This is a genomic window from Roseovarius sp. D0-M9, assembly GCF_037083805.1.
GTDB lineage: Bacteria > Pseudomonadota > Alphaproteobacteria > Rhodobacterales > Rhodobacteraceae > Roseovarius.
In genome coordinates this window covers 1-8373 of record NZ_JBAPKZ010000071.1, presented here as the reverse complement: position 1 = coordinate 8373, position 8373 = coordinate 1, and the positions used below count along the sequence as shown (strand labels likewise).

Here is an 8373-nt window from a genome sequence, read left to right as displayed (position 1 = left end):
GTCGCCGGTCGGCTCAAGCACCTGCCCGCGTCACCCTACGACACAACATCTGGTGTGGTCGTGAACTGACCGGAGACCCGCACACCCACACAAACCGCGAAGAAGCCCTTTTTTATATTCTTCAGATGTCTGACTATTATACTGCAGAGATTGCAAAATCACTATTTGCTGTCACCGCAAAGGGACATGCGTCAATGCAGACGCAACATTCTTTCTGCATCTTGATCTGCTCTCCCCGTTACTCCGTAAATTTGTAACAAAAATGTTGAAAAAAGTATACGGAATGTTGAGAGGAATTTGTTCAACATATACCGTTACGACGTTCAACACTTTTGTTACCTTAATAGCCTGTTGACGAAGTTTGGTTGGAAGAACGTTGTCCATTCTGCCAAGGTTTGAAGGCGGGTCATCCGCGGTTGCGGAACCTCGGCGCAGGGTCGCTGCTGTCGTCAGGCTGCCAGGAGCTACGGCAATCTTACGAGGATGCAAGCCACCATGATCATGTGAACTGCGCCAGATCCTTTCGCGACCGCGGTGAACAACCTGAGCCATGCCGCCGACGGTCTTGACCCAGCCGAATGGTTCCTCGATCTTCTTGCGGTTCCGCTGGTACAAGACGTAACCGGAATGGCGGGTGGGTCCGCCCTCGATGGCGGAATGCCGGACCTTCTGTGCAACATTCGGCGTGACGATTATCCGTCTGAGCTCGGGGACGGCGTCAGTTCTGTCTTTTAGCTTGTCCGCCCCAAGCGTCAGGCGCCGCGTCGAGCCGGGGGAGTGTCGATCGATCACCTCAAGCGCCGTCTTGCGCTCGCCGGTGTCATCGACGTGAGTCAGGTCTGCCTGCACGACGAGCCCGTTTCGATTCTCCATCAGCGTATGCTCCGTGAAGCACAGCATCGACGTCGCGCCGGGCGCCTGTTTGTAGATCCGGGTATCGGGGACCGTTGCTTGGGCATGGGTGGTGTTCGAGCGTTTCTCACCGCGGAAGGGCACTGCGGCGTTGCGGGCCTATCACCACAACAGGGAATGCCGGTTCGGGAAAACGGCGGAGGCCTCCTCCGATCATCACTCCGTAAACATCAGCCCAAAGTCACCGTGTGCATAGCAGTTTCCCTCACCGCCAGCACTGAAAAAGGCTACGAACTCCGCGCTCACGCCGCGCGCGTAATCACCAATCTGAAATTGCAAAAGCTGGCAATCTGTTGCAATCGAGAATCGTCTTCAGATCGTTGCCATTAACTCCGTTTGGATCTTGGGCGGATCCCGGGGTCATTTTTTTTTGCACCCGCGCCCCTTGCCGATCTTGTTGACGACCTCACGGCACCGACCATTCACCGTGGTCGATCCGCATGATCCTCACCGGGGTGCCGGGTTGATCGGGGTCCGCCCGTAGGTTGAACATAACCGACTGCGGTCGGCCGAAATTGGTGAACTCCGCACGCACTGTGATCATGCCGCGCAGCATCGGCTGGTCGGGGTCCGGGACGACCCGAAAGCCACTGATGTCGGTATCCTGCGCATCGTAGAGCGGGTCCGCCTGCCACTGCTCCTGGGACAGACTATATGCGATGTCCGCCATGAAGAAATCCATCGAACGCGCCGCGCCAAGCGGGTCAAGTGCCTCGCCGCGCATGGCCTGTTCGTGGCGGGCATAGAGCCGCTGCACCAGCAGAACCGCGTCAGAGATCATCTTATCGCTGCTCTCGTCCGTCATGGCGGGGCCCGTGGCTTCCATCAAGAACTGGGCGGCGGCCCAGCCGTGGGTCTGGCCGTCGCTCATCAGGCACCAACGCGGTGGCAGGTCGAGCAGGTTACGCTCGGCTTGCGACAGCATGATGCCTTGGCCTTCGGCCATGAAGGGGACGCAGGTCGTCATCGTCAGACCGGTTGCCCCGGACGGAAACGACCCAATGATCGGGTAGTCGGTGCTCGGGCCCATGCGCAGGTTCAGCCAGTCGTCGCTGGCGACACCCGTCACCTGCCAGGCATCGGGGCCGTGCCCATCGAATTGCGCGGTCCCCTGAGACGGTGCGAAGGTGGCCAAGAGTGACACAAGCGCGATGCCGATGCCTGATTTCGAAGAGATATGCATCGAGGGATCCTTTCTCCTGATCCGTGACGTCACCGCCCGGGCGATGCCGGGCGGCTATCGGAAGCCGTCAAGCGCGCGGCGGGCGGTGGGACTGAAGTTTTCATCATCCAGATCAACGACGCGCTGAAGAAACGCCGTCCACTCCGCGAGGGCCTCCGCGTCCTGCTGCAGCCAGCGCGGGCGCTCAAGCATGGGGCGCAAGTAGGGCTCCATCGCGAAGTCATAGCTTTCAGGCTTGTCCTGCGCAAAAATCGTAGGGACATAGGTGCCGATCACGCCCGCGACCGTGTTCTGGTCCAGACTGGCCAGCGCGGCGCCGTTGCGTGCAAGATGCGTGCCCAGATACTCAAGATCGATTGCAGGGCTCTCGATCGCCTTGCCCATCATGATGGCCGCCGCCTCGCGTGTGGGCGAGCGCTCGAGGCCACGCGTCGTACCACTTGCGATGGCAATAGCGGTGGCGGGGTTGATCGCCCAGTCGGTCAGATGATCGTGAAAGCGGTCCCCGATGGCGGTGACAACGCGCGGGGCCAGATCGTCCGACGACATCAGCGGACGCAACAAAGCCATCGGGACTTCGGCCTCGGATGGGGTCTGCGCGGGCCAGATCAACGCGACGGATTCAGCGATGAAGTAATCAGGCGCCATCGCGGCGATCCGTGTCACAGACTGACGCAGGGACTTGTCAGCTGCGATCTTTGCCTCGCGCGATGCATCTGTATCATTGAGGACCGCGAAAACTGGACGCAAAGCGGCAGCCGCATCCGCATCTGCATTGCGGCGCAGGTACAACACCTGCCGCGCAATCCCGACCGACCGGTGCGCGTCGGTGGGCCCGTCCTCGATCAGCTGAGTCATCGCGCGGGCAAAAAGAGTGGCATCTTCCCGTAGCGTCCTTTCAAGGACCGCAACGACCAGACCAATCTGCCGATCGCCCTCTGCGGCCTGAGCTTCTTCTAAAAGCCGCTCCATCACGGTCTCGCTGGGCAAGGGGCCCTTCGCAAAACTGGCGACAAGATGGGCGCGCGGCAGCCCGTCGGAGGGGCCGATGGCAATGGCGGCATCGAGCGCCGCCTCTGTCCCGATCTCGGCAAGCGCATCGAGGCTGGCCTCCGGATCGACCCCGGCGGCTTGCCGGTTATCGATGACATAGGCGATCCGGCTTTCGTCGTCGAGAAATGACATATCGCCAAGCCGATCGAGAAAGTGAAGGGTCGCTACCTCGCCGTGGGGAGCGTCGAAGACGGCCTGCTCCAGCGCAACCTGGACCGGGCCCGGTAATCCGTTCAGCGCCATCAGACGCACCGCATGATCAGGGGCCGTATCCAAAATCGACGTCACATCACGGGTCAAGGTCGCGTGGTCGACGCCCATTTGTGTTGCCGCTTCCAGCAAGCCGGAATAGAACTTGTCGCGCGTCACGAAATCAGGATCGATGATCGCGCTACGCACCAGATCTTCCGTTTCCGGGGCCCGCATCGCATAGAGTGCGGACAGCGCACCCAGCTTCAGCTCGTCGATCTGCGCGTCTGAGAATGCACCGCTTCCGTTATGCTCGACTGTAAAGCGCACCATGTCGCGGGCGGGCAGCGCATCTGTCGCCATGTCGATTAGCGCCTGAAGCGCCATGAGGCGGCGCATCATTACCGGCTCGGCCAGATCTTCGGCGTGCTCTAACGCTGTCTTGCCGCGCAGTTGGGCCTCGGGGTCATGCTCTGGCAGTGGCTCTTGGGCCGCCGTGTCCGGATCGGGCGGTGCGTACGTCTGCGCGGAAAGCGCGCCAGGAAGGGCCAGAAAGGCGATCATCGTCGTTGCGATCAGGACGTGGTGGCGTAGAGTTGGGATGCTCATCTTTCTCTCCAATCAGCAATGATATCAGGGAAGACGGGACGCAAATGCACGCATCAGCGTCATGTATTCGTCCTTGTTGAGCCATACCTCCCTCCGCTCAAGTACACTGGGCCACATCAGCGGAGCCAGAATGGCGAAATGCTCACCGTTTCCCTCCTGGGAAGATTTATTGTGCCCAGACAAGCCATCCGACGTCATTCGAAACCCGTCGAAGCCGCCCTCGGAGAATTCCCAGTGCGGGTAATCGACATCGGCATTGTTGCCCGGACGATGGGACAGGCCGAAGTAATGCCCGAATTCATGAACCAACCCTTCTGCCAATTCAGAGGGAGTGCGATCCAGCGTGACCGGCATCCCGACACCATGGCGGCCGTCCGTATGCGGTGTTTGGGAAATGGTTCTGCCGGGTTGATAGAAATCAGGCGGATAAAACACGACGAGAATATCGTTCCCGCTGAAATAACCACCAATGTCATCGCGCACGGCAAGGATAGTGTTTTTCAACGCCTCAAGATTCACGACTTCTCGCATCTCGGAGGTGAGGAACTCATTCATCGCCAAGTTTACTCTGGCGGGAAACTGGGAAGGAGGCGTTTCCGCCAACCAAAGCCCAAGTTTCGCGATACCCTCAGCATCCTCGGAAGGATAATCTTCCAACTCTGGCGAAAGACCCGTTCGGGAATAGTTGTCGGCAAGCCAACGGGTCAGGTCGGTCACCCCTGTTGAATCCTGGAGTTTAGCCATTTGGACGATAGAAGCGAACACGCCAGTGATGAAGTCACGGTGGATTTTCGCGTCATCTCTGTCCGCGTCTCGCCCCGTGTCGATGCCGTAGGCCTCCCTGACAGGCATGAGCTGCACCGCGAACTCCTCCGCCATGCGCACCATGGTCAGTGCCGCTTGCATCTCGGCCTCGGGAACGCCGCCTTCCCAGGATCCGACCTGAAGGAATGTATAGCGGAACACCAAGGGCGCGGGGTCGGTGTGCCAATGCTGCACCTCTCGCTCGGCGATCACGTCTTGCGCTGCGACCGACGGCGGATGCGGATCATGCGGGGTGAGACGAGTTTCAATCACGGAGGTGCCGCCTTGCTCGTCAGGTGTCCAGCCATAGACATTGATCGTGTTGCGGGCCTGCCTCTGAATCTGATCACTGGCTCCATCCTGTTCGAGCAGATCGCTCCGCACAACACGCACGACATCGCCCTTGACTGAGCCCCCCGCCTGTGGGTCGAGGCGCCATTGGCCCTGGTCCAGGACATTGATCTCCAGCTCTGCCTGAAAGGTCTCAGGCTGCCAGCCCTTGTGAATGTGATCGTGCGGTTCCCAATCCACGTAGATGCGCTGAAGGGCTGGCTTGTTCACCACCAGCGGCGCGTCCCGAACGGTCTGATAGACATGGTTGCGCACGGGCTCTTCGATCGGAACGCCATGGTTTTCCAGATCGACCAGCGTCGTGAATCGCCACCAATGGGCCTCCGAGGGCATTACCTCTCCGTCACGGCCCAGCACACCGTCTGGCCCCCCCTCGATGCGCGCTTCGTAGATCACGCCAGACTCAAGGTCGTAGTCAGGTTCAAACCGAAAGCGGGTGTCCGACAGTTGCAGGATTCGGCCCGTCATCTCCAAAGGATCACCGCGGATATCCCGGGTGGTTAGGGAGAAGTGCTCATCAAGATCATCGGCATCTACAGGAAAGTTGAAAGTCATCTCGATGCGCGGCGTCTGAAGGTGGACGTTCTCTCGCTGATGGGGCGGGCTGTTTGATGTCACCTGAAGGGGTTCGGGTGAGGCGCAGGTTTCGGGGTCTTCCTCCCAAGAGGCGCGGTCACACACCCAGCCGCGCACATCTGCGAAGCGACCAGTAGGTTCGGTCATGATGTAGCCACGGTCCCGATGAGTCCGCAATTCGCGGACACGGGCGGCAAAGTCGATCTTGTAGCTGCCAGAACGGCGCTGGATATGCATCTTGTTGAGCGACGGTAGATCCGTCTCGAAATATTCATCGGCGCCATCGACGCAACCGGTCCGGCCCGGTTCGAACATGTGGCACAGCCATGTCACCTCAAAAACGCTTTTAACCCCGTCAAGCTCGGTACCGAGAGCCACCCCACCCTCTTCGGGAGGGAAAGCCGCGCTGAGTGTGAAGACATGATCGCCGCCAGTCTGCAGCCGGGCATTGTACATGTGAAAGCCCTGCTTCCCGGTGAAGCGTTCGGGATCGACCTGCGGCGACGCCCCACGACCCTCGGTGAAATCGTTGACCTGAAGTGTACCTTCGCCAGTCATTTGCTCGGACCAATCGCCGGTCACCTCCATGCCCCAGACCACATCGACAAAGTCGTAGGGCGTCGCCCCCAGCATCTCTTCCAATACCGCCTCGGGCATGGTGCCGGTCATATCGAGTTCCATATACTCGAACATCTGGTTGACCGGGCCGCCAGACGGATCAGGCAGCGGGATCGGCTTGTAATTCTCGATCTCCTCGAATTCCGCTTCTGGGATTTCAAGCGTCAGTTGCGCTTGGCCGGGCGAGCCAAGTGCCAAGAGAGACACCGCGACTGCGGACCAAAACGGGGCGCGAAACAGCGGGCCGCCCCTCATCAGTTGGAGGTCCGGGACACTGGCGTGTCCGCCTCCTCCTCGCCGAGTTCCGTTTCGAACTGGCCAGCCACGAGAATGCAGACCTCGGGGTCGGGCACACCGTCAATCAGAGCGCGAATCGGACAGAGATTGCCCTCGAAGCTGCCTGCGGCGAAACCGCCGCCTTTGACAATTTCCAACCGTTCGAAAGCTACGGTGGCAGGCGTTCCGACATCATGTGACGACGCATAGAGTCCTGTGCCATCCCCGAAATTCTTGTGGTAGGAAATCTCGGCCTCGTTGGGACCGGTCGTCATCTGGTCTGTGGTGTCAGCCGAAAACGGCGGTAGCTCGATGGTCAATCCGCCCTGCCGCAATATGCGTTCAGCTTCCGGGTCAACGCCCATAATCCGCAGTTTCACCTGCTCTTCCCCATCGCCCCCAAACATCTGTGCCAACGGGTTGGCGGAGCCCTCGCCCATCATCTCCGACATCATCTCCATTTGCTCTTCCATCTGCGCGCGCTGCTCGTCACTCATTCCCGCAAGCGCGCCTCCCATCACGTTGGCCAGCGAATAGGGGCGCCACGCAGCAGAGGACATATCCCTGCCTTCCACCTCGCCCGCGATGGTCAGCCAGGCCCGTTCGGTGCCATCCGCCGTTCCATCGATCGAGCCGAGCACCGTCATCGTGCGCGTGCTCTGCGCGTCTGCAGTCTGCCCTATGAGGGCTGTCACGAGGCTAGACAGTAATATCCCGGAGCAGAGGGTCGGAGAAAGAAGGGCGGCTTGCATGGGGAAAACTCCTTGTAAATTTTACACTTCTCAATCCTGGCGGCAGCATTTTCCAAACTTTTAAAGTTAAAACGCTAACGCAATGAGAGCTCTAAGTCACGTCTCGCGACTTGAGCCAATCATTGCCTGCTCGAATGCCCGTTTTCCGGAAAACCCAGCTTTGTTGACAGGACTGACTAAAAGCTCTGTAAGCAGCGCATGGGATTGTCCATGACAATCTGTTTGGCTGGGCAGGCGTACAAGGTGGTCACTGCAAGTTTGCACGGACGTGTCCAGAAAAGCCACGGTGATGGCGTCAGGGAAGCCCTTCAGACCATCCACGACCGGCATCATTGAAAGGCAGGGGCGACGTCAACCTGAGGCGCGCGCTGTATCAAGCAGCGACTGTCATGATGAACCGCGATCGATTAACATGGTTGAGAACATGGGGAGTCCAGCTCGCAAACGCCGTGGCCGCAAGCGCGCCGTGGTCGCCCTTGCGCGTCGTATCGCGGTAATACTCCATCGGATCTGGGTCGATGGCACTGACTTCCACCGGATGCTGCGCCGAAAATGGCCTGACCGGTTGCTACTGCACTCGTTGCCTGCTCGATCGCAGGCCTTCGAGGTCCCGCAGGGACGTGGTTCCGATGATGCCGTGGTCTGGACTGTCGCTGACATCCATCAAGCACACCTATGAGATGGGTACATCGGAATTGCATCAAACCAGCATCATGTTGGCAGCCGACGCGCTGACCACGGACCGAAGCATGTACCCGAAGGGCCTGAGCCGAAAGCCGCGACAAAAAGCAGTACGACCACGACGAACCGAAAGCACCGCTCTGGCGGATCATTCTGTTTGCCCAAAATCTCTTGACTGGATCGGCCCCGTTATCGAAGTTCAGACCCTAGGCATTTGATAGGTATGGGCTTTGGGGTGTTTTTTCACTCAATTCAGTCTGCTGAGAACGGCGGTGCGAAAGTCGGCCACGGTAGCGGCGGGATGAGCCTGCTGCGGGCGGCGTAAAAGTCGTCCACCTTTACCCTTTCTGGTGACAGGGAGGGCGGGAG

General features: G+C 59.4%; 5 protein-coding genes and 3 pseudogenes. 2 read left to right on the top strand and 6 right to left on the bottom strand.

Annotation, left to right across the window (positions count from 1 at the left end; genetic code table 11):
* On the top strand, positions 1 to 257 hold a 257-nt coding region (locus V8352_RS20835; RefSeq protein WP_336426188.1), incomplete at its 5' end, for a hypothetical protein.
* A gap of 207 nt (positions 258 to 464) precedes the next feature.
* Here V8352_RS20835 and V8352_RS20830 read toward each other — a convergent pair.
* From V8352_RS20830 to V8352_RS20805, 6 genes and pseudogenes are all read right to left on the bottom strand, one after another.
* Positions 465 to 1008 (bottom strand): annotated as a pseudogene (locus tag V8352_RS20830) (IS5/IS1182 family transposase); the annotation flags it as partial.
* A 310-nt stretch (positions 1009 to 1318) separates the two neighbouring features.
* A complete protein-coding gene (locus V8352_RS20825) occupies positions 1319 to 2095 on the bottom strand; it encodes an SH3 domain-containing protein (RefSeq protein WP_336426187.1) in 777 nt (258 codons plus the stop codon).
* A gap of 54 nt (positions 2096 to 2149) precedes the next feature.
* The gene (locus V8352_RS20820; RefSeq protein ID WP_336426186.1) at positions 2150 to 3946 is read right to left on the bottom strand and encodes a hypothetical protein; all 1797 of its coding nucleotides are present in this window, start codon (positions 3944 to 3946) and stop codon (positions 2150 to 2152) included.
* 24 nt (positions 3947 to 3970) lie between these two features.
* Positions 3971 to 6493, bottom strand: a complete 2523-nt coding sequence (locus V8352_RS20815) for an Ig-like domain-containing protein (protein WP_336426185.1) — start codon at positions 6491 to 6493, stop codon at positions 3971 to 3973.
* Between the two features lie 56 nt (positions 6494 to 6549).
* Positions 6550 to 7323: a hypothetical protein gene (locus V8352_RS20810; protein WP_336426184.1), complete on the bottom strand. Its 774-nt coding sequence runs from the start codon at positions 7321 to 7323 to the stop codon at positions 6550 to 6552.
* Positions 7324 to 7557: 234 nt separating this feature from the next.
* Positions 7558 to 7656: pseudogene (locus tag V8352_RS20805) on the bottom strand (transposase); the annotation flags it as partial.
* 11 nt (positions 7657 to 7667) lie between these two features.
* Between V8352_RS20805 and V8352_RS22070 the strand changes: the two are divergent.
* Positions 7668 to 7884 (top strand): annotated as a pseudogene (locus V8352_RS22070) (IS110 family transposase); the annotation flags it as partial.
* Positions 7885 to 8373 lie beyond the last annotated feature (489 nt).

Excerpts from the sequence above, each read along its gene's own strand:
- V8352_RS20825 (WP_336426187.1), bottom strand. The coding sequence starts at position 2,095 with ATGCATATCTCTTCGAAATCAGGCATCGGCATCGCGCTTGTGTCACTC.
- V8352_RS20820 (WP_336426186.1), bottom strand. The coding sequence starts at position 3,946 with ATGAGCATCCCAACTCTACGCCACCACGTCCTGATCGCAACGACGATG.
- V8352_RS20810 (WP_336426184.1), bottom strand. The coding sequence starts at position 7,323 with ATGCAAGCCGCCCTTCTTTCTCCGACCCTCTGCTCCGGGATATTACTG.